Genomic DNA, 17961 nt, shown 5'->3' with positions numbered 1-17961 from the left:
CAATCAGAATCTCAGCGACTGATGCGGAAGGTCACACCCCCCACCCGGCCACGCACGCCGCCGTGAACATGCGGTGGGCAGTAAGGCGTGCCATAACCACCCCCGAGATAACCGGAATAATACGGGTAACCATACCCGTAGCCATAACCATACCCCGGAGAACGATCGCGATAACCCACGCCGCGATAGTCCCGGCTGTCAAAGACTGCACCTAGAGGCGTCACCTCCGGCACGAGGGGCGGATTCGGCGGTGGGGCTTTGGCGGCCGCCTCCAGCTCGGCACGGGCCTGGACCTCAATGCCTCGCAGCCGCGCGAGCTCGATCTGCTGCGCCATCAGCAAGGCCTCGCCACGGGCCTCTTCCTGCTGGCGGCGGAGCGCAGCCTGGGCCAGGCGGCGTTCTTCTTGGTCTCGCTGGTAGGCTTTCGCCTTGGCGGGGTCATACCCCAGGCGGGTGCGCCATTCTTGAGAGAGGTCCGTGAAAAGGATCTTGGCCGCTCCATTGGCATGGGTGAAGGAAACCCCATCGGGATGCACCTTGACGATTTCACACTGGCGGTAGGTCTTCCCCCGCAGGGTGGAGATCTTTTCCAGCGTCTCTGCCTGGGCCGAGGCCACGGCGATGAGCACGATCAAGAGTGGCGCGAAGGTTTTCATGACAGTGATGAGACGACCCTCACGCAAATTTCCTTCAAACGCCGCCGCGTCAACTGGTGTGAAGGTCCTTATTTATAACCGGTGATGATGGCACAGGAGGTGTCTTTTTTCTTTCCAGCCTCCGTCTGATGAACGGTGACGACGTAAACGCCGGTCTTCTTCGGCTTGAAAAACAGCAGGAAACCCCAGCCATCCATCACAGGCTGGATTTCGCCGACCGGGTCGCCTTTGAAATCAAGCACGGAACCGCTGATGTGGACGCCATCCTTACGCGGCACCGCCACGCCGATGCAGTATTCATTGCCCTTAAAGAGCTGCATTTTCACCGCCTTGCCGATTTCTTGATTCAGCGCGCCTGTCCAGGCCTCCGCCCGGAAGATGTACCCCGCCTTTTCCTGATCGCGGGCCAGGGCCTGAGCAGCGGCTTCCGCCTCCTCGGGGGTGCCGGCATTCAGCGGAGAAAATGGGGAAAACAGGCAAAGGAGGGCCAGAAAGCAGAAAACCGCTCTGGCAGTGCGGGGTGGGAAAAGGGAAGGGGTCATGGCAGGACAGTGTGCAAAAGACGATCTTTGAGCAACATAGGCATTGCATCAGGAAAAAGCCAAGATTCTGTGTGCTTAGATTAAAATGCCAGCCTGGCATTCAAGAAATAAAGCAATCCCCCAATCCCGCATCATGGCCACACTTGTTTTTTACCTGGAGGATGGAAGCACCCTGAATCATACGTTGGATGAGGGGACAACGACGATCGGTAGGCACCCAGACAGCGTGGTGGTGCTGGAATTTGCTTCGGTTTCCGGGCATCATGCCGTCATTGAGCTGAACGAAACGGGCTGTTTTGTCAGTGATCTGAAGTCCAGCAACGGCACGCGGGTAAACGGAGTGGAGATTGAGGAAGCCCAGCTCCAGGATGGCGACCGGATCGCTTTTGGAGACGTGCAGGCGGTTTTCGCGGCGGCTGAGGTGCCACCGCCCGTCTATGTGCCAGCGCCGGAGATCATCGCTGCGGACGCACCACCACCCGTGTTGAAGACCAATTACCGCCAACCGCCACCCAAGCGGAACCCGAAGATCAAGCGCAAGGGTGGCTACCCTGACAGTGATGGGGGCGGCTGCGGCACGGCCATCGTCGTCATCGGCCTCTTTATCGCCGCTCTACTTGCCGGTCTTTACATGCGCCATCATAAGGAAACCGAAGGGGGCAATTTCTTTGAAGATCTTGCGGAAAGGTTGGGGACCAACATCCCGAAGATCAAGATCGAGAAAAAAGACGGTTAGTCGCCGCCGAGGTGAAGTTTTAGCGTGTCGGTCATCGTTTCATGGGCAACTTAGTTTGCCCTCATGAACCGCCGCGCTTTCCTCGCTACCTCCTTCGTTTCTTCCCTGTCTGCGCCGGCTCTCTGGAGTGCGGCGGCGCCGAAAAGCCGAGTGGCTGTGATCGGCCACACGGGACGGGGAAATTTCGGTCATGGGCTGGATACCATGTGGTTGGACATCCCTGAAACGGAAATCGTAGCCGTGGCAGATGCGGATGCGAAGGGCCTGGCCGGAGCGCTGAAAAAGCTGAAGCTTGACCAAGGTTTTGCGGATTATCGCAAGATGCTGAAGGAGACTCGCCCAGACATCGTGGCCATCGGCCCCCGGCACATTGATCAGCACCATGAGATGGCCCTGGCCGCCATTGAGGCTGGCGTGCGCGGCATCTACATGGAGAAACCCTTCGTGCCTACCCTCACCCAGGCAGATGAAATCATCGCCGCCTGTGAAAAACATGGCACCAAGGTCGCTCTGGCTCACCGGAACCGCTATCACCCCGTGCTGCCTTTGCTGAAAAAGCTCATCGCCGAAGGCACCATCGGTCGTCCGCTGGAGTATCGGGTGCGTGGTAAAGAAGATGCCCGGGGCGGCTCCCTGGACCTGTGGGTGCTAGGCTCCCACCTTTTCAACTTGGTCCACTACTTCGCGGGAGAGCCGCGGGCCTGCCTAGCGACCGTTTACCAAGACAGCCGTCTGGTGACAAAGGCCGATGTAAAAGAGGGTGCAGAGGGCATCGGCCCTCTGGCCGGGAATGAGGTGCATGCCCGCTTTGAGATGGCCGATGGCCTGCCCGCTTTTTTTGATTCAGTGCAAAACGCCGGGACCAAGACAGCGGGCTTTGGCGTGCAGATCATCGGCACAGAAGGAATCATTGACCTGCGGATTGATGAAGAGCCGGTGGCTCATTTCCTGCCGGGTAGCCCCTTTGATCCCGTGGCTGAACCACGTGCTTGGGTGCCCATCTCCACCGCAGGCATCGGCAAACCAGAACCTCTGGAAAACATGCGCAAGCTGGTGGGTGGCCATGTAGCCCCAGGGCGTGATCTCCTGGCCGCCATCGCCGAAGGACGTGAGCCTCTGTGCAGTGCTAAGGACGCACGAGTGACCCTGGAGATGACGATGGGTATCTTTGAATCCCATCGCCTCCATGGCCAGCGGGTGGAACTGCCGCTGAAGGATCGCCAGCACCCGCTGACGAGACTTTGAATTTTAGACCGGTTTCCAAAAACCTTGTCCGAAAAGCGGCGACGGGGCGGGACGATTGGCGGCGTTACTCACTTGGCTGTTATCATCAAGATAGCAGCCTGCGCTCTTGCCTTGCCACTCATCCCGCCGCGCCTGCCTTTTCAACCGGACAATCTTTTTGGAAATCGGTCTATTTCTGCAAGTTCCGTCGAAAGCAGGCATCCCGAAGATGAACCCAAACCTTCTGAATGCCATGAATGCGGACCCTTCTTCTGATGCCTCGCCCCTGCAAATGCTGCCCATGCTGCTGCTAGCCTTGTGGCTCTTCCTTCAGGCCATGAATGGCGGCTGATAAGAGCCTGGAAGATTTGGCTCACAACCCCACGGCCTTACGCGGATTTGTATCCAGCAGCAGCTCGAGTTCGGCTTTCGTCAGGCCCAGAGATTGCTGCCCATTGGATAGGATGCGCGGGATGGTGACGGTGCTGCCGACAAAGTGAGATCCATCTGGAGAACGGGCCACGAGGTCTTCGCCAATTTTGATGTCCCAGCCCGCGAGGGTGTAATTGCCAGGGCCGAGACGGGCGGCCGAGATGGCATCGGTGACAAAGATGGTCTTCTCCAGCCCAGCGCTGCGCAGGTAGTTGATCAGCGCAAAGAAATCAATGTGGACGCCATCTGGGATGAAGCAGAGCCAGAGCCGATCCCGCAGGGCCAGGGCACGGTGAATGATGTTATCATGCCGATGCATCAGCATGGGGCAGCCATTGCCCACATGAGTAAACATGCTGAGACCGTGCTCGGTGGCTGCGCGCAGTTGCTCCAAAGAAGGATTGCAGTGACCGGCAGAAACGGTGACCCCGTTGCTGGAGAGAAACTCCGTGACGTGGAAGTTTTCATCATGCTCTGGGGCCAGGGTGATGATTTTGGTCAGGCCACCCGCAGCATCCAGCAGGCGCTTGGTATCCTCCAGGTTTGCCGGCTTCACACATTGGGGGGGGTGGGCGCCGACATAGCCTTTTTCAGGGTTGATGAACGGTCCTTCGATGTGGATGCCTGCGATGACCTCCTGCGCTAGGGGATCCTTTTCACGCAGCCTGACCAGGGTGCTCATGCGCCGTTCCAGCGTGGCCACATCATCCGTGATAAAGGTGGCTAAAATAGCGTCACACCCGTCTTCACGCAGGCAGTGGCAGGCGTGGTGCAGCGCCTCGGCCGTGAGGTCATCGCGGTTAAAGTCGGTGCCTGCGTAGCCATTGACCTGAAGATCGAGCGGTTTCATGAGAGAGTTTAAGGAACGAGCCATAGACTAACAGTAAGCGCACACCTTTTGCGACCTCGGATGTCGCCGGGTTCTGTGCTTTTGTGATTCAGCCTCGCCGAAGGGGAGCGCCCTTGTGCGGAATCTGTCACGGGTGGCTAAAACTTCCATTCAGTTGCCCAAGGAAACTCTTTGAGCCGTCGTGAGCCCGACGTAGTACAAGCTGGATGTTTCCCCCCAACCCCACGGATACTGAGACCCCCGGCGGCTACGACCGCGAGGTGGTGGAGCGTGTCTGGGGACTGGCCCAAGTGATCCCAGGCAATGATCCCGCCGTCTGGCGCAAGGATGAGTTCGGTGCCTGGATCCACCGTCATGATTACCGCCACCGGCACAGCGAGTTTGGCTGGGAAATCGCCGACTACGGTTACCGCCGCCAACTGGGGGGCCTCGCCTCACTGCGCCCCATGCAATGGCAAAATCACGTGGACTTCCAGGTCGCTGCACGGAACCCCGCCGTGATGACTGCCGACGGTTTGCGCAATGCACGGCAGCTTGTGTGAGAGAAATGGAATAACAAAAAGTGTGGAGGGGTGGGCTGGTCTTCGATGTCGAGTTCTAGAGGTGTCCTTTTTGGGAAAAGGGCACCCTTTTGCGAACGGGATTCTGCGTGCTGCGACCACCCCCTCACCTTGGCCTTTCGCTGCGCGGCTTCGCACCCCCAATTCTTGGGAGAGAGGGAAAGCGCCGTGGAATCTCAAGATGCAAGGGCGAACGAGTGATGATTTACAGTAAAGAAGGTGCCTTTGGTCTTCAGCAAACGAAGGCCAAAATACGTCCTCCCTCGCCCCGCTTGCGGGGTTGCAAAGCCGCGAAGCGAAAGGGCTCGGGGTGAGGGGAGGTCGCAGCTCTAACGCCCCCCTTCCAGTTGTCATTGAGGGCCGAACCCAGGTTTCGCAGCACTCGGCATCAAAGCCAGCCGGTCTGGTTCAGCCGCCCGGTCAGCTCCATCTGGCGTTCCAGTTGGCTGGCATAAAGCGCGGCATTTTCCGGATTGGGCTTGCAGCGTGTGCTTTCATCCAGCGTCACTAGTTTAGCGCAGAGACTGTCATAGCTCACCGTCTCACCTTTCTCATGGGCTTGGGCATAGGCCGCCTGGATGGCTGCACCCAGGGCGGCACCTTCACTGGTGTTGAGGGTCACGACTTCGGCATTGAAACAATCAGCGGCGATTTGTCTCCAGGTGCTGCTTTTGCTGCCGCCGCCGGTGAGGCGGATCTCGGTCGGGTTCAGCCCCAGATCGCGGAAGCGTTTCAGGCCATAGGCCAGTCCCAGGGTGGCGCCCTCCACCGCTGCACGGGCGATGTTTTGCGGCGTCATGTTGGTGGGGCGCAGGCCGTGGATCACGCCGCTGCCATTCGGCAGGTTCGGCGTGCGTTCACCATTCAGGTAAGGCAGGAACATCACCCCTTCCGCCCCGGCAGGTGCGGCTTTCACAGCGTCTTCCAATTGGGTCAAATCCCAGCCATACATGTCGCGTACTTGCTCGGTGACCACCGTGACGTTCATGGTGCAGACGAGCGGCAGCCACTGGTCCGTGCTATCGCAAAAGGCGGCCACTTCGCCCTGGCCATCCACCACGGGGGAGGCGGCCACACCATACAGCGTGCCGCTGGTGCCGAAGCTAGCGGTGACCACACCGGGCTTGATGTTGCCTGTGCCGATGGCTCCCATCATGTTATCGCCACCACCCGCGCTGATGATGACGTTTTCACTCAGGCCCCAGGCCTGGGCCAGTGCGGGACGCAGACGACCATGCACGCTGCGGCTGGAGCCCAGTTCCGGCAGCATGGAGCGAACACGTGGGTCGATGTAATCGCAGAGTTCGTAGCACCATTCACGGGTGTTCACGTTCAGGATGCCCATGCCCGAGGCATCGCCGTATTCCATGCGCTTCACGCCACTGAGCCAGAAGTTGATGTAATCATGCGGCAGCAGGATGGAGGTGGTTTTGGCAAAGTTCTCCGGCTCATTCTGCTTCATCCACAGCAGTTTTGGGATAGTGTAGCCGGGTAGCATGGCATTGCCTGCTAGGGCAATGATGCCGGGCTGACCGCCGAACTCATGGGCCAGCTCTGCGCATTGGGGCTGGGTGGAGGTGTCGCACCACAGCTTGGCCGGGCGAACGGGCTGGTCATCCGCCCCGAGGGCGACAAGGCCGTGCTGCTGGCCACTGACGCCGATGCCGGCGACTTTGGCCTTATCGGCCCCCAGTGTTTCCAGGCACTGTTTCACACTGCTCTCCACCGCATCCAGCCAGTCTTGAGGATTCTGCTCCAAGTGGCCAGGGGGCAGGCCTTCGATCAGCTCATAGCTGCTGTGGCCAGAGGCGAGAATCTTGCCCGTGTCGAGATCGAGAACGATGGCCTTCGTGCTCTGGGTGCCGCTATCAATGCCGAGGAAATACATGGTGCTGGGTGGGTTGAGGAACGGGCCACTTTTGGCAGCGGCACTTCCCCGCAGCAATCCAATTCTCTGTCCGAGATGCCTTAAACCAAATGTAGGGGATGGGGAATGCGGGACATGGTCAGTTGCGAGGTGGTGCGGCCTGTGGCATAAGGCACCCTATTGCACTTATGGTCACCAAACTTCTTCATACCCGTTATCGCGTGAACGATCTGGACAAGACAGTCTCTTTTTACAAAGACGTTCTGGGGCTGGAAGAGGTCAAACGGCACAAGTCTCCGCGCGGTTCGGAATTGGTTTTCTTGAGGACACCGAATAGCGATGAACTCATCGAAATCTGCTCCTTCCCAGCCAGCGGCCCCGTCACTCTGGGGCCCGATGTCACGCATTTAGCCTTTGAAGTGGAAGATCTGGAGACCTTCGCGAAACATGCGGCAGAAAAAGGTTACCCTTTTTCAGATGGGCCTACGGAAAGCTCCAGTGGCACGTTTGCATTCATAGATGCACCTGAAGGTTACGAAATTGAACTCATTCAGTATCGGAAATAGCGCGAAAGTGGATGATCGAGTGACGTTGATGCTCAATAGATAACACATTATGGACTTCGACTGGCTAGGCGTTGCATTTGATCTCACGAAATTGCCTCCCAAGGACATTGAGGAGTCATTCGAGGATCCTTTTTCCCTGAAACTGCTGCCGGATGACAATGGCGATGGCACCAGCGCCCGTTATTACAACCTGGGCAAAGCCCTCAGTGGCCGCGCAGTTTTCAGTGCCTTTTGGACCGACGGTAAACGTTACCGCGTCATTTTCGCCCGCGACATGACCCATACAGAGGCAGATTTTTTCGAGCGCAAGAAAGCTGAGGACATGTAACCATGGAAGCACCACGACGCAAAGTTGAGACCACCCAGATCCCGCGATTCAGCGATGAATTGCCGTGCATCCAGACGTGGAAAGAAGTGCCCTCCTTTGATACGGCCGAGGCCGAAGGGCAGTTTTGGGCACAGCATCAGGTGGATCCCCGCCTAATGCAGATGTCCATTCACCGGTCGGATGTCCGTGAATCCACCACCATCACCCTCCGGTTTGATCCCCGGATGCTGAGCCGCATCAAGCGCATCGCCCGCCGCCGTTATCTGAACTATCAGAGCATGATCAAGCAGTGGTTGAGCGAGCGCATGGAGCAGGAAATGCGGGAGTAACGTCACCATTGAGCCTGCTGCCTGAGGCATCTTCATGGATTCTATGTCGCCCCTATTGGTTCGCTTGATCGTCCAGCGCTGGCTGTGGTGGCTGGGCGTAGGCGTGTGGGGCGTGGTTCTTTTCACCCTTTCCTCGCAGAGCACGCTCCCACCAGGGCCGGAGATTCCTTTTCAGGATAAGATCATCCATTTCCTCTACTTCAGTGGAGGCGGTTTTTGTTTCGTGCTCGCTTACTTACAGGGGCGGGGTGCCCCACTGAAACTTGGGCTTTGGGCTCTCGCTGGAGCCATTTTTGGGGGCCTTATCGGAGCTTTAGATGAGTTCCATCAAACCTTCACCCCTGGCCGCAGTGGCAATGATGTGGGTGATTGGCTAGCGGACTTCACCGGGGCCGCCACAGGGGCCCTAGTGGCATGCTGGTTCGTGCGCTGGACCCTGCGCTCGTCGGCAAAGTGAGCTGGGTGAAACGGGCCGTAGCGATCACCAAAGGGGTCCAAAAAAGCAGCGGTTCATATCTGGCCACCGTGACTAGTGCCCAGACGCTGTCACCATCAAAAAGCAAACCTGTGATGCCGTAACCACTGAGCATCAGCCAGATCACCTCCCCGCGTTTTGCCAAGACGTAGGCACGGCTCAGGCCCCAAAAAACGAGGGTTCCGAGTCCAAGAATACCAGGAAGGCCACCATGCACAAAGGTATCCCAAAACACACCATGCAGATGCTCAGGGTACCAATGGAGAGAGCAGGACCAGCAGTCATCATCCGCCCACATGCCCTTGCCCAGGAGCCAGTCCTGCCAGGTAGTCATGCTGCCCAAGGCGGCTCCATAGATCAAAAAGCGCCCGTTATCAGAACGAGCCATCGCGGTCTGCATCGGATTGGATGAAACCACGGCATCGCCGATTTGCTGCATGGCCGCTTCGTTGGAAATCCCGCGCCGTTTGGAGGCATCTTGGGCTGCGAGGTGAGAAATCAGGGGGGCGGAAAGTTGAAACAGAACCAAGATGGACGCCAGGGTGGCGAGAGGCCGCCAAGTGCGCCGCCAGCCCGAGGCTAAAAGGAGGATGAAATGCCCGGCCAGCAGGGCCAGGAGGGCTCCGCGACTCAGAGTGAGCACCGTGGCGGCATCCAGTAAAACCAGGGCGAGCAGCCAACGCCGGCGATTGCGGGTGCTCGTGGCTTCCATCCAGCCTGCGGCAGCCCAGCAGGCGGCAAAGCCAAAGGTGAGGCCGGAATTGACGGAATTCCAGCCGCCATAGACGAACCAATTGCGCAGGCGTGCGCCAAAGACGGCTTCTGGATGCACGGTGTAGAACACACCTAGACTCACGCAGGCCGCTACAGCAGCCATGGCCACCAGTGGTTTGCCAATCGCCGAGACGATGTCGGGTCGCTTAGCTGCCTGCCAAAGTGTCAGGAGAAAGCCGAGAAGTAAGACACTGTTTCCCCAGCCCAGCCATAAAGTCGTCAGCGTGGCCCCTGGAGATTCAAAGAGGGAGCTGCGCAGCAGCAGTGCCGCCCAGAGTACGGACGCTGCCTGCATCCAGCGGTCACGCCGCAGTGCCTCTGCCAGGTTTTCATGGCCGCCAGCCAGCAGCCACAACGTGGCCAAAATGAGTCCCCAGGCCAGTTGTAGCCACTGGTTATACATCACGAAATAGCCGCCCAGAAAGCCTGCCATATTGGCCAGCAGTAAAGACTGCCGCCAGGAGAAGGCCTGCTCGCCTGACAAGGGGATAGGCGCATCGTCCAGTCGCCAAGTGGTAGCGCCGACGGCGGAGAATGGCGGGCGTTCAGGCATTAGAAAGGAGACCAACCTTAAGCACAGTTTAGGTTTTAGCCAAGGTCTTCCTGCAAACAGCACTCTGCGTGCTTGCTTCCCCGACTGCGCCCTGCTTTAAGTCCACTGACTGTTTTTCAAACGGACTGTCTGCTGAAAAGACGAATTCACCCTGGGCGATTTCAATCTAGGAGGCGGGCTCACCGTCTTTTCATTTCCTTTCAGAAAGGCAAGATTTTTGGAAACGGGTCTAAAACTGCTTTACGAACACACGCTTGTGCGTCAACTGTTCGCTCGAACATTTAATTTTACGCTCTATCACCATGGCCAAGTCCCCTGCTAAAGAAACCTCCGCTGAGCCCAATGCCAACAAGATTGCTGAGGCACGCTCCCGCAACCTGGATCTCGCTATTCAGCAGATTCAGAAAGACTTTGGCGAAGGTTCCATCCTGCGCATGGCTGGTAATGAAAAAGTGGATGTGGCCGTCATCCCGACAGGGAATGTCTTGATTGATCAGGCTCTTGGCGTCGGCGGTTTTGCCCGCGGTCGTGTGGTGGAAGTGTATGGCCCTGAATCCTCGGGTAAAACCACGCTTACGCTTACCGTGATCGCTCAAGCCCAAAAGGCAGGTGGTCTGGCAGCCTTTATTGACGTGGAGCACGCGCTCGATCCCAATTACGCACGCCGCCTTGGGGTGAAGATGGATGAACTCCTCGTCTCTCAGCCAAGTTCAGGTGAAGAAGCTCTGCGCATTTGTGAAACCCTCGTTCGGTCCAATGCACTCGACGTCATCGTCATTGACTCCGTAGCGGCTCTGGTCACACGCCAGGAGCTCGAAGGTGACATTGGCGACTCCACCGTGGGCGCTCAGGCCCGTCTCATGAGCGCCGCCCTCCGAAAGCTCACGGCCATCATTTCGAAAGCCCGCACCTGCTGCATTTTCACCAACCAGATTCGTGAAAAGATCGGCGTTATGTTTGGTAATCCTGAAACCACTCCTGGCGGTAAGGCTCTGAAATTCTACTCCAGTGTGCGTGTGGACATCCGCCGCATCGGTGCCATCAAAAGCAGCGACGGTACTGTTACCGGTAACCGTACGAAGCTGAAGGTCGTCAAAAACAAGCTCGCCCCTCCTTACACCGAGGCCGAGTTCGACATCATGTACAATGAAGGCATTTCCAATGTGGGTTCCATGCTGGACCTAGCCATGGAAAATGACATCCTGCAGAAGCGCGGTTCCTGGATCAGCTACAAAGGCACACAACTCGCCCAGGGTCGTGATGCGGCCAAGGAAGCCCTGAAGGCAGATGCCGCTCTCTACAACGAGATCGAAGCTGCGGTGAAGGCGAAGCTGAATGAAAAAGGCGGCTCTACTGGGGGCGGTGCTACTCCAGCGCCTGCTGCGTCCGCGCCTATCACCGAGTAATTTGAAGAGGAGAACGATCTCAAAGCTGAGATCGTCCTCCAAGAATGGACTCCGCACAGTCTTCACTGGGTGGGAAGCTCCTGAGCTCAAGGTGAACCACCTGCACAGCAGGTGGCGCTGAGAGCTTGAGGAGTCGATTATGAGCTGTATGCTCAAACGTGCTGGTTGGTTTAGCATGATGACCAAACGGTATCTGGGACAGCGCGCCTAGCCAAGATCCCCACTGGACGCCTGGTCCTGCCCGGGGAAAAGTGCAGGCTCTGTGATCAAGCGTCTTTTGCCCTCCCCTCTGACTGATGTGGCCCTGCTGCTGCGCTGGGCACTGCTGGCGGTGCCTGTGGGCCTGGTGGGAGGCTCTGCCAGCGCTCTGTTTCTATGGGCGCTGGACTGGGTGACGCGCACGCATGCCACGCATCCAGAGCTGATTTGGGGCCTGCCCGTCGGGGGTGTTTGGGTCGGGTGGTTATACCATCGGTTTGGCAAAGGGAGTGAGCGTGGGAACAACCTGCTCATGGATGAAATCCATCAACCGGGTGGAGGGGTGCCTGCTCGCATGGCCCCGCTGGTTTTGCTGGGTACATTGGTCACGCATCTGTTGGGTGGCTCGGCTGGGCGTGAGGGCACGGCGGTGCAGATGGGCGGTAGCTTGGCGGGACTGCTGGCGCGGTGGTTTCGGGTGCGTCCAGAAAATCAACGGCTCATGCTCATGAGTGGCATTGCCGCAGGCTTTGGGGCGGTGTTTGGCACGCCTCTGACAGGGGCCATCTTTGCCATGGAGGTGCTGGTGATGGGGCGGTTGAATTACGAGGCCTTGATTCCCGTTTTGGTGGCCAGCCTGGTGGGGGATGTCACCTGCACGGCTTGGGGCATCCATCACACCCTGTATCATCTGGAAGTTTCACCCGAGGCGGGTTTGCGTGCTCCTTTAGAGTGGCTGCTTTTGGCAAAGGTGGGGCTGGCCGCCATCGCTTTTGGTCTTATGGCGCGCTTTTTCGCCGCGTTGACCCATTCTCTCCAGCGGGGGATGGCCCAGCTAGTGAGTTACCCTCCCTTGCGCCCGGCGGTTGGTGGGCTCGTTGTCATTGGGCTGGTGTATCTTCTCGGGACACGCGACTACTTGGGCTTGGGGGTCGAGGCGAATCGTGCCGGTGGGGTGAGCATTGTGTCTTCGTTTGAGACTGGAGGTGTCACACCCTGGAGCTGGCTGTGGAAGACGTTGTTCACTTTGGTGACCTTGGGTAGCGGATTCAAAGGCGGCGAGGTCACTCCTTTGTTCTTCATCGGTTCTACGCTGGGCCATCAGCTCGGTCTGCTTTTCCAGGAGCCGGTGGCGCTCTTTGCCGCTTTGGGGTTCATCGCTGTTTTTGCAGGCGCAGCGAATACGCCCCTGGCTTGCACAATCATGGGCATTGAGCTCTTTGGGGCTCACTACTCGGTTTACTTCGGCGTGGCCTGCTTCGTGGCGTATTTTTTCAGCGGTCACTCCGGCATTTACAGCGCCCAGAAAATCGGCGTGCCTAAACGACCGCCAGAACACTAGCGCAGCCGCTGCTCGCCATTGCCATTCTGCTTGAAGTAAGCATCGCGGGCCTTGCGCAGTTCTTCCAACCGGGAGGCCACATCGGCTTTACGCTGGGTCTGCTGTTGCACCTGGGCTTTGACGAAATGATTGTTATTCCCCAGAGTGCGCCAGGGGCCAACAGGGACTTCGTGAACGTCCACAAAGCGCCAGTCGCATTTGCCATTGCTGTTCATGCCCAGGTAATCTCGCACCGCCGGGCTGACATCAATGCCGGCTCCGCGATTGCTCGTGTTCTTGGGCTTGGCATTGCCAAAGACATACTCATGATCATCCGTGACGAATGGGCCACAGTCTTCCCACTGGGCGTAGCAAACGCGGTTGCCATAACGGATCGCCACCCAGGTGCCGCGCAGCACGGTCTTACCAGGTTTGGTGAAACGCTGCTTAAACCATGGGATCACGCGTGAGGCCTCAGGCTTGTGCGTGGAGTAGTCCTGACAGTCATTGTATGGCAGCGCGATGTAGAAGGGATTCAGCCCAGGGGTAAAATTGAGCGGGCAGAAGTTGTTGCCACGTTTCAAGGGATCCGGGTCATCGTAGCCGCCGAAGTTCTTTTCCCATTCCGTGTCCCAAGAACTCTTGTTGTTAGGCGTGGGGTTGTTTTCGGTCGGTTGTTCACCCACCCAAAAAACCGTGGCCATGATGTCCGTCTTCCAGGGATACTTGGAGTAGCCCAGCCGTGGCATGGTGGGGGAGTTCACACGCGGGACAGCCAGGGGAGCAGGCGGGTTAGCCACGGCACTGCCTGTGGCGCTCACTTTAGGCAAGGACTGCCCCATGAGCGATCCGGCTGCTGCTGAGAACAACAACAGAAAGAGGAGAGAGCATCGTGGGGGGGCGGCGATCATGCTTTCTTCAAGAGACGGACGGCAAATGTAACCGACAGACCCGGAGTAAGGCAATCTTAAAAGACACTGTTCATTTGAAATGTCTTTAGACCCGTTTTCTCCCCGGCTTTCAGGTGGCGGCAGGGAGAGTTTCCGAGTAAAAAGCCCCATGAGCTCTGAGCCCGCCGCCCATGCCACGTCTGCCTTGCCCAGTACTTTTCATGCGGCGGATTACGAATTTGCCCAAGATCTGTTGGATGGTGACAAGGCGGCCTGGGCACGTTTTGATCAGGAATTGAAACCTTCCATGCTGGCCAAACTGGCGGCTGCGGGTGCCACCCATGCCGATGCCCAGGAAGTGATCGGGATCGTCACGGAAAAGCTCTGGGCGCAGAGAAAGTTGGAGGCTTACTCCGGCTCAGGCCCTCTGGTGGGATTCGTCCGCACCATGGCAGCCAATGTCTGGCTGGAATACCTGCGCAAGCACCGCCGCATGGTCCCTGCCACGAATCTGACCCACGAGGATAACGATGCCGACCCGCTGGACTCCTTATCCAAAGAGGCCAAGGCCGCGCCCCAGGAAACACCGCTGGCCCAACTGCTGCGAGATGCCCTGCTGCATGCCCTGGCCCAGACGGATGCTGAGGCTCTGCTGGTGCTGCGGCTTTCCCTCCTCCAGGAGGTGAAACAGCGGGATCTCTGCGCCGTGTGGGGAGGCTGCCATGAGGGCACCATCTCCCGGAAAAAGATGGAGGCCATGGAGCAGATCCGCGATGCCACGCTAGCCTACCTAGCGGAAAAGGAGCCGACTTTGCAGATTTCCTGGCAGGATCTCCTCGAAGCCTGTGGCGAAGGGGCCGAGGCCATTTTAGGCCCTTCGGAATAAAAAGCTACTTTCTGTGCAAGTTCCCCACCGGCCCTGCATCCACCCATAGATACCCCGCCATGAATGCCGAACACGATCTCTCCATCCTCGCCAATTTCCTCCGCCGCATGGTGCCTGACGTGGAAGGCCACGACATGGGCGACCCGCCAGCGGAATTGATCCCGAGATTGGATGCCTTCGCTGCGGGTAAGGCCGACGCCAAAGAGCGCTCCGCCCTGGCTCTGCTGCTCAAAGAACATCCCGAATACCTGCGTTACCTGGGCAGGGCCATTCGCAGCCGCGCAGCTTGAGCATACTCTTCTTTAGGGCATGGGGATGGCCAGCGTTCGCATCATCTCCTTCGCGCTTTCCACACTCAGATCCGGGCGCAGAGACAATAGGCGAGCCAGCCAACCCGTGACCCGAGGTGCAGCAAAGCTGCTGCCCGTCACCACCTTCCACCCGCCCTGCCAGGGCACGCGTACTTGGTGCCCATGCGCTAAAAATTCCACCATGCTGCCTGGGCGGTGGGCCCAGGGGTGATCCGGCAGATCTGCCAGATTCACCGTGATCACGGTGGGGAACCAGCCTGGCCACTCGCGTAGGTTGGCGTCTTCATTACTGCATGCCGCTACGATGTGGGTGCGGCGCAGGTAGGCTTCGTCCGTCCATTCCTTGTAGGGCATGACAAAACGGGCCTCGCCTGGGCTGCCGAAGCTGCAATTCAGGATGTGGTACCCGCGCTGCATGGCCAGGCGGGCGGCCTCCCAGATGATGGTGGTGCGGCTGCGCAGGTCCCCATCCAGCACGCGGAAGCTGCCTAGCTCTGCCTCCGGCGCGAGGCTGCGGATGATCCAGGCAATGGCCGTACCGTGGCCCATGGCATCGCCGCCACTTTCGGTGACTTTGAGAAAAGGCCCTTCTCGGGCAAAGGTGACATCGTCCCGGAGTGTCAGCCCCGCTAGGGCAGGGTGTGCCGTCTCGATCCCCGAATCGAGAATGGCGATGCGCACGCCCTGGCCCGTGGCGTTTTGGAGGTCCTCGTGCGTCATGGTCATTCCTCCGTGCCCAGCACCCAGGCCGTCAGGCGGTGTTCAGTCAATTTTCCCACTGCCGCTGCGGTCGTCTCCATCGCGCTTAGATCCCCCGGGGTGAAGGCGGCTGGCGGAGCATAGTGGGAGGGGAAGTCTGCAGTGGATTCCGGCACACGGGTCAGTTCTGGCAAATCCTGGAGACGGATGAGCCGCACGGCGGTAATCACCCCGCGCAATTCACCGGCGAATTTTAGAGGCACGGCCAGCATGGCCCAGGTGAGCACGCCCAGGCTGTGATCCAACTCCTGATTTTGCCGCTGGTGAAAACACACCTCGCTCTCACTGGCGGCCAGGCCACTGGTAAAGACCAGGCCGGTGATGCCCTGGGTGGCAGGTAGGCGAAAGCTGCCCACAAAACGCGCTGCATCGGGCCCATTGTTCCAGACAGGCAATAGGATTTGGGAGTTTTCCAGGGCAAGCCATAGGCTACCTTCATCCGCCTGGATGCTGGCCAGCGTCTGCTGGATCAGCCTTGCGGGCAGGCCTTCCACCAGGGCTGCGGGGTTTTGCTGGAGGGCATGCTGGGTAAAGTGCTCGCGCCTCAGCGCCAGTTTCTCCTCCAGCGAGCTTAATTCGGGGTCTGGAAAGCTGGAAAACGGCGCGGCCATTCTTTAGGCATAGCATGAAGACGCGGGTTTGAGAAGAGAACGCTTGCGGGAGAGGGACAATGTTTCGACTATCGGCCCACCCAAAGATTTCGGGTCTCATGAAACGTTTTTTCTCCTTCGGCAAACGCACGCCGCCTCCTCAGGCGGCGCCTTCGGTGTCTGAAGGTGTGGCGGGCTGGGCCCCCATGCAGATTTATCCCTCCCCTTCTGAGCTCACAGGGATGATGCCTGCGGGTGAGTATGTCTTTGATGCCCTCATCGGCCAAGGCGGGATGGGAGCTGTGTATCGCGGGCGTCAGTTGAAGCTGGACCGGTCCGTCGCCATCAAGATCCTGCATCGCCAGCACGGCACGGATTACTCTTACGCAGAAAGGTTCCGAAGGGAGGCCCAGTCCTTGGCTCAAATGAGCCACCCCAACATCGTCAGCGTCTATGATTTCGGGGTAGTGGGGGACTACCTTTACTACGTCATGGAGCACATCGAGGGAACGGATCTGCACCACCTCCTCAGCACCCGGCAAATCACGCCCGCCAGAGCGGTGGAAATCCTTCCCGCTCTCTGCGATGCGCTCTTTTATGCGCATTCTAAAGGCCTCGTCCACCGTGACATCAAGCCGGCGAATGTGCTCATCGCCCATGATGGTCGCGTCAAGTTGGCGGATTTTGGCCTCGCCAAACGTTTCGATAAACCCAGCACCCTACTCACCCATAGTAACATGGCCATGGGCACGCCTGACTATGCTGCGCCTGAGCAGTATGACCCGCAGGCTGTGATTGATCATCGGGCGGATATCTATGCCCTGGGCGTGGTGTTTTACCAGATGCTCACCGGCACCGTCCCGCGTGGCGCGTGGCAGCCGCCGTCTGCCCTGGTGGGCACAGACCCATGTCTGGACATGGTCATCGTACGTGCGCTGCTGCCAGACCGAAATCAGCGCTACAACTCGGCTGCAGAGTTTAAGCAGGCCCTGCTGGCTAGTCTCACAGTGCCCATGGAGTCTGCCCAGGCACCCATCCAGGTGACCACGCCAGCTCCCTCCTCCCGCCCGCTTCAGGGGCGGGTGCTAGTGCTGGAGGATGACCTGCTGCTGCGCCAGCTCATCGTGAGGAATCTGAAGCAGGAAGGTTTTGAGATCGTCGAGACAGGCGATGGTGCCGATACTGTGCGCCGCTATAGCGAGGCCATGTTGGCGGGTCAGCCTTTTGATATGGTCCTCATTGATCTCACCATTCCCATGGGGATGGGCGGGGCCCGGGCCATGGAGCTGCTTTTGCAGATTGATCCCCAGGTGGATGCCATCGTCTCCAGCGGCTACCGCAGTGATCCCGCCATGCTGCATCCAGCCGCCTATGGCTTTGCCGATGTTTTGCCCAAGCCCTATGACAGTGCGGAACTCACGCGCATCGTCCGTCAGGTCCTCCAGCGGCGTCAGCGGCGGCTGGGCCTCTGAGTGCAGGTCCTGTACATGAAGCACCGCCCGCCAGGTGACCAGCGTGCGGTGCGACGTGAGTGGCTAAACCACGAGTTGAAGTCTTAGTGCTTGTGACCCTTTTTGGAGTCGCAGCAGGCGCTCTTTTCCTTTGAGCAGCAGGCCGCAGCAGCTTTGCCGCTAGGTGCCGTGCAGGAGGAACAATCCGCCTTTTTGCTAGCGCAAGAAGCGAGGAGCAAGGAGGCAGAAGCGAGGCC

At 58.6% G+C, this 17961-nt stretch carries 21 protein-coding genes; 13 read left to right on the top strand and 8 right to left on the bottom strand.

Features of this window, described 5'->3' with window-relative positions; translation table 11 throughout:
* Positions 1–11 precede the first annotated feature (11 nt).
* Both HNQ64_RS03635 and HNQ64_RS03630 read right to left on the bottom strand, forming a co-directional pair.
* Positions 12–656 carry a hypothetical protein gene (locus tag HNQ64_RS03635; protein ID WP_184205455.1) on the bottom strand — a complete coding sequence of 215 codons (645 nt, stop codon included), beginning with the start codon at positions 654–656 and terminating at the stop codon, positions 12–14.
* Between the two features lie 68 nt (positions 657–724).
* The gene (locus HNQ64_RS03630; protein ID WP_184205454.1) at positions 725–1198 is read right to left on the bottom strand and encodes a hypothetical protein; all 474 of its coding nucleotides are present in this window, start codon (positions 1196–1198) and stop codon (positions 725–727) included.
* Between the two features lie 133 nt (positions 1199–1331).
* Here HNQ64_RS03630 and HNQ64_RS03625 point away from each other — a divergent pair, with 133 nt between their 5' ends.
* From HNQ64_RS03625 to HNQ64_RS24100, 3 genes are all read left to right on the top strand, one after another.
* The gene (locus tag HNQ64_RS03625; protein ID WP_184205453.1) at positions 1332–1934 is read left to right on the top strand and encodes an FHA domain-containing protein; all 603 of its coding nucleotides are present in this window, start codon (positions 1332–1334) and stop codon (positions 1932–1934) included.
* A 63-nt stretch (positions 1935–1997) separates the two neighbouring features.
* On the top strand, positions 1998–3179 hold the full coding sequence (locus tag HNQ64_RS03620; RefSeq protein ID WP_184205452.1) for a Gfo/Idh/MocA family protein: 1182 nt from the start codon (positions 1998–2000) through the stop codon (positions 3177–3179).
* 208 nt (positions 3180–3387) lie between these two features.
* Positions 3388–3510 (top strand): hypothetical protein, encoded by a 123-nt coding sequence (locus tag HNQ64_RS24100; RefSeq protein ID WP_281382860.1) that lies wholly within the window; start codon positions 3388–3390, stop codon positions 3508–3510.
* A 21-nt stretch (positions 3511–3531) separates the two neighbouring features.
* Here the strand turns inward: HNQ64_RS24100 and HNQ64_RS03615 are convergent, their stop codons facing one another.
* Positions 3532–4440 carry an N-acetylglucosamine-6-phosphate deacetylase gene (locus tag HNQ64_RS03615; protein ID WP_184205451.1) on the bottom strand — a complete coding sequence of 303 codons (909 nt, stop codon included), beginning with the start codon at positions 4438–4440 and terminating at the stop codon, positions 3532–3534.
* A gap of 206 nt (positions 4441–4646) precedes the next feature.
* On the opposite strand from HNQ64_RS03615, the gene HNQ64_RS03610 reads away from it, so the two are divergent.
* A complete protein-coding gene (locus tag HNQ64_RS03610) occupies positions 4647–4982 on the top strand; it encodes a hypothetical protein (protein WP_184205450.1) in 336 nt (111 codons plus the stop codon).
* A gap of 406 nt (positions 4983–5388) precedes the next feature.
* Here HNQ64_RS03610 and xylB read toward each other — a convergent pair whose 3' ends face one another.
* Positions 5389–6888: a xylulokinase gene (gene xylB / locus HNQ64_RS03605; RefSeq protein WP_184205449.1), complete on the bottom strand. Its 1500-nt coding sequence runs from the start codon at positions 6886–6888 to the stop codon at positions 5389–5391.
* A 167-nt stretch (positions 6889–7055) separates the two neighbouring features.
* Here xylB and HNQ64_RS03600 point away from each other — a divergent pair, with 167 nt between their 5' ends.
* From HNQ64_RS03600 to HNQ64_RS03585, 4 genes are read left to right on the top strand one after another with little or no spacing between them, the layout of a single operon-like run.
* A complete protein-coding gene (locus tag HNQ64_RS03600) occupies positions 7056–7433 on the top strand; it encodes a VOC family protein (protein ID WP_184205447.1) in 378 nt (125 codons plus the stop codon).
* Between the two features lie 49 nt (positions 7434–7482).
* On the top strand, positions 7483–7761 hold the full coding sequence (locus tag HNQ64_RS03595) for a BrnT family toxin (protein WP_184205445.1): 279 nt from the start codon (positions 7483–7485) through the stop codon (positions 7759–7761).
* Between the two features lie 2 nt (positions 7762–7763).
* On the top strand, positions 7764–8090 hold the full coding sequence (locus HNQ64_RS03590; RefSeq protein ID WP_184205444.1) for a CopG family antitoxin: 327 nt from the start codon (positions 7764–7766) through the stop codon (positions 8088–8090).
* Between the two features lie 34 nt (positions 8091–8124).
* Positions 8125–8547, top strand: coding sequence for a VanZ family protein (locus HNQ64_RS03585; RefSeq protein ID WP_184205442.1), 423 nt, complete (start codon positions 8125–8127; stop codon positions 8545–8547).
* On the opposite strand, the gene HNQ64_RS03580 is transcribed toward HNQ64_RS03585, so the two are convergent.
* Positions 8474–9892, bottom strand: coding sequence for an O-antigen ligase family protein (locus HNQ64_RS03580; protein WP_184205440.1), 1419 nt, complete (start codon positions 9890–9892; stop codon positions 8474–8476). The two genes, HNQ64_RS03585 and HNQ64_RS03580, sit on opposite strands and share 74 nt — an antisense overlap.
* Positions 9893–10194: 302 nt before the next feature.
* Here HNQ64_RS03580 and recA point away from each other — a divergent pair, with 302 nt between their 5' ends.
* Both recA and HNQ64_RS03570 read left to right on the top strand, forming a co-directional pair.
* A complete protein-coding gene (gene recA, locus HNQ64_RS03575; protein ID WP_184205437.1) occupies positions 10195–11298 on the top strand; it encodes a recombinase RecA in 1104 nt (367 codons plus the stop codon).
* A 262-nt stretch (positions 11299–11560) separates the two neighbouring features.
* Complete coding sequence (locus HNQ64_RS03570) at positions 11561–12838, top strand: voltage-gated chloride channel family protein (protein WP_343075874.1); 1278 nt, start codon at positions 11561–11563, stop codon at positions 12836–12838.
* Here the strand turns inward: HNQ64_RS03570 and HNQ64_RS03565 are convergent.
* On the bottom strand, positions 12835–13728 hold the full coding sequence (locus HNQ64_RS03565; RefSeq protein ID WP_184205435.1) for a hypothetical protein: 894 nt from the start codon (positions 13726–13728) through the stop codon (positions 12835–12837). The two genes, HNQ64_RS03570 and HNQ64_RS03565, sit on opposite strands and share 4 nt — an antisense overlap.
* A gap of 148 nt (positions 13729–13876) precedes the next feature.
* Between HNQ64_RS03565 and HNQ64_RS03560 the strand changes: the two genes are divergently transcribed.
* Both HNQ64_RS03560 and HNQ64_RS03555 read left to right on the top strand, forming a co-directional pair.
* A complete protein-coding gene (locus HNQ64_RS03560) occupies positions 13877–14593 on the top strand; it encodes an RNA polymerase sigma factor (protein ID WP_184205433.1) in 717 nt (238 codons plus the stop codon).
* Between the two features lie 59 nt (positions 14594–14652).
* On the top strand, positions 14653–14883 hold the full coding sequence (locus HNQ64_RS03555) for a hypothetical protein (protein ID WP_184205431.1): 231 nt from the start codon (positions 14653–14655) through the stop codon (positions 14881–14883).
* A gap of 12 nt (positions 14884–14895) precedes the next feature.
* On the opposite strand, the gene HNQ64_RS03550 is transcribed toward HNQ64_RS03555, so the two are convergent.
* Together HNQ64_RS03550 and HNQ64_RS03545 are read right to left on the bottom strand one after the other, a co-directional pair.
* The gene (locus HNQ64_RS03550) at positions 14896–15624 is read right to left on the bottom strand and encodes a S8 family serine peptidase (protein ID WP_184205429.1); all 729 of its coding nucleotides are present in this window, start codon (positions 15622–15624) and stop codon (positions 14896–14898) included.
* Positions 15625–15626: 2 nt separating this feature from the next.
* Positions 15627–16274: a GAF domain-containing protein gene (locus tag HNQ64_RS03545; RefSeq protein WP_184205427.1), complete on the bottom strand. Its 648-nt coding sequence runs from the start codon at positions 16272–16274 to the stop codon at positions 15627–15629.
* Positions 16275–16372: 98 nt separating this feature from the next.
* On the opposite strand from HNQ64_RS03545, the gene HNQ64_RS03540 reads away from it, so the two are divergent.
* Complete coding sequence (locus HNQ64_RS03540; protein ID WP_184205425.1) at positions 16373–17725, top strand: protein kinase domain-containing protein; 1353 nt, start codon at positions 16373–16375, stop codon at positions 17723–17725.
* The last annotated feature ends 236 nt before the right edge of the window (positions 17726–17961 follow it).

It is taken from the genome of Prosthecobacter dejongeii (genome assembly GCF_014203045.1).
Lineage (GTDB): Bacteria > Verrucomicrobiota > Verrucomicrobiia > Verrucomicrobiales > Verrucomicrobiaceae > Prosthecobacter > Prosthecobacter dejongeii.
This window is presented reverse-complemented; position numbering and strand designations above follow the sequence as displayed.

Bases quoted from the DNA above. Each gene is read 5' to 3' on its own strand.
- HNQ64_RS03635 (WP_184205455.1), bottom strand. From the start codon at position 656: ATGAAAACCTTCGCGCCACTCTTGATCGTGCTCATCGCCGTGGCCTCG.
- HNQ64_RS03630 (WP_184205454.1), bottom strand. From the start codon at position 1,198: ATGACCCCTTCCCTTTTCCCACCCCGCACTGCCAGAGCGGTTTTCTGC.
- HNQ64_RS03625 (WP_184205453.1), top strand. From the start codon at position 1,332: ATGGCCACACTTGTTTTTTACCTGGAGGATGGAAGCACCCTGAATCAT.
- HNQ64_RS03620 (WP_184205452.1), top strand. From the start codon at position 1,998: ATGAACCGCCGCGCTTTCCTCGCTACCTCCTTCGTTTCTTCCCTGTCT.
- HNQ64_RS24100 (WP_281382860.1), top strand. From the start codon at position 3,388: ATGAACCCAAACCTTCTGAATGCCATGAATGCGGACCCTTCTTCTGAT.
- HNQ64_RS03615 (WP_184205451.1), bottom strand. From the start codon at position 4,440: ATGAAACCGCTCGATCTTCAGGTCAATGGCTACGCAGGCACCGACTTT.
- HNQ64_RS03610 (WP_184205450.1), top strand. From the start codon at position 4,647: ATGTTTCCCCCCAACCCCACGGATACTGAGACCCCCGGCGGCTACGAC.
- xylB (WP_184205449.1), bottom strand. From the start codon at position 6,888: ATGTATTTCCTCGGCATTGATAGCGGCACCCAGAGCACGAAGGCCATC.
- HNQ64_RS03600 (WP_184205447.1), top strand. From the start codon at position 7,056: ATGGTCACCAAACTTCTTCATACCCGTTATCGCGTGAACGATCTGGAC.
- HNQ64_RS03595 (WP_184205445.1), top strand. From the start codon at position 7,483: ATGGACTTCGACTGGCTAGGCGTTGCATTTGATCTCACGAAATTGCCT.
- HNQ64_RS03590 (WP_184205444.1), top strand. From the start codon at position 7,764: ATGGAAGCACCACGACGCAAAGTTGAGACCACCCAGATCCCGCGATTC.
- HNQ64_RS03585 (WP_184205442.1), top strand. From the start codon at position 8,125: ATGGATTCTATGTCGCCCCTATTGGTTCGCTTGATCGTCCAGCGCTGG.
- HNQ64_RS03580 (WP_184205440.1), bottom strand. From the start codon at position 9,892: ATGCCTGAACGCCCGCCATTCTCCGCCGTCGGCGCTACCACTTGGCGA.
- recA (WP_184205437.1), top strand. From the start codon at position 10,195: ATGGCCAAGTCCCCTGCTAAAGAAACCTCCGCTGAGCCCAATGCCAAC.
- HNQ64_RS03565 (WP_184205435.1), bottom strand. From the start codon at position 13,728: ATGATCGCCGCCCCCCCACGATGCTCTCTCCTCTTTCTGTTGTTGTTC.
- HNQ64_RS03560 (WP_184205433.1), top strand. From the start codon at position 13,877: ATGAGCTCTGAGCCCGCCGCCCATGCCACGTCTGCCTTGCCCAGTACT.
- HNQ64_RS03555 (WP_184205431.1), top strand. From the start codon at position 14,653: ATGAATGCCGAACACGATCTCTCCATCCTCGCCAATTTCCTCCGCCGC.
- HNQ64_RS03550 (WP_184205429.1), bottom strand. From the start codon at position 15,624: ATGACGCACGAGGACCTCCAAAACGCCACGGGCCAGGGCGTGCGCATC.
- HNQ64_RS03545 (WP_184205427.1), bottom strand. From the start codon at position 16,274: ATGGCCGCGCCGTTTTCCAGCTTTCCAGACCCCGAATTAAGCTCGCTG.
- HNQ64_RS03540 (WP_184205425.1), top strand. From the start codon at position 16,373: ATGAAACGTTTTTTCTCCTTCGGCAAACGCACGCCGCCTCCTCAGGCG.